Annotated in this window: 8 tRNA genes; all 8 read right to left on the bottom strand. The window is 52.3% G+C overall.

What is annotated here, in order from left to right:
* Positions 1-2 precede the first annotated feature (2 nt).
* A tRNA-Ala gene (locus CVN76_RS01670) sits at positions 3-75 on the bottom strand.
* An 8-nt stretch (positions 76-83) separates the two neighbouring features.
* A tRNA-Pro gene (locus CVN76_RS01665) sits at positions 84-160 on the bottom strand.
* A 9-nt stretch (positions 161-169) separates the two neighbouring features.
* Positions 170-246: transfer RNA gene (locus CVN76_RS01660), tRNA-Arg, on the bottom strand.
* A gap of 14 nt (positions 247-260) precedes the next feature.
* Positions 261-349: transfer RNA gene (locus tag CVN76_RS01655), tRNA-Leu, on the bottom strand.
* Positions 350-361: 12 nt separating this feature from the next.
* Positions 362-436, bottom strand: a tRNA-Gly gene (locus CVN76_RS01650).
* A 6-nt stretch (positions 437-442) separates the two neighbouring features.
* Positions 443-524 (bottom strand) — tRNA-Leu (locus CVN76_RS01645).
* Positions 525-534: 10 nt separating this feature from the next.
* Positions 535-610 (bottom strand) — tRNA-Lys (locus CVN76_RS01640).
* Between the two features lie 42 nt (positions 611-652).
* Positions 653-728, bottom strand: a tRNA-Thr gene (locus CVN76_RS01635).
* Between the last annotated feature and the right edge of the window lie 63 nt (positions 729-791).

Below are 791 nucleotides of genomic sequence, written 5' to 3'. Positions count from 1 at the left end.
GGTGGAGCCTAGCGGGATCGAACCGCTGACCTCCTGCGTGCAAGGCAGGCGCTCTCCCAGCTGAGCTAAGGCCCCGTAAATAATGGTCGGGAAGACAGGATTCGAACCTGCGACCCCTTGGTCCCAAACCAAGTGCTCTACCAAGCTGAGCTACTTCCCGATAAAAATATGGTGCGCCCGGCGGGAGTCGAACCTACAACCTTCTGATTCGTAGTCAGATGCTCTATCCAATTGAGCTACGGGCGCATATTAAGTTTAGATGGTGCCGAGGACCGGAATCGAACCGGTACGGTAGTCACCTACCGCAGGATTTTAAGTCCTGTGCGTCTGCCAGTTCCGCCACCCCGGCATAAATAAATAGTGGAGCGGAAGACGGGATTCGAACCCGCGACCCCAACCTTGGCAAGGTTGTATTCTACCACTGAACTACTTCCGCTAAACATGCGGGTGAAGGGACTTGAACCCCCACGCCTTGCGGCGCCAGATCCTAAGTCTGGTGCGTCTGCCAATTCCGCCACACCCGCATAATAAAAATGGTGAGCCATGAAGGATTCGAACCTTCGACCCTCTGATTAAAAGTCAGATGCTCTACCAACTGAGCTAATGGCTCATATATACTATTTATATATGCTTATTAAAGCTTGTACGAAGATGGTGCCGGCAAGAGGACTTGAACCCCCAACCTACTGATTACAAGTCAGTTGCTCTACCAGTTGAGCTACACCGGCAGGTGTAATAATGGTGGAGGATGACGGGATCGAACCGCCGACCCTCTGCTTGTAAGGCAGATG

It is taken from the genome of Bacillus sp. mrc49 (genome assembly GCF_002803435.1).
The sequence above is the reverse complement of the archived record's forward strand: the minus strand, read 5'-3'. Positions and strand labels throughout refer to the sequence as shown.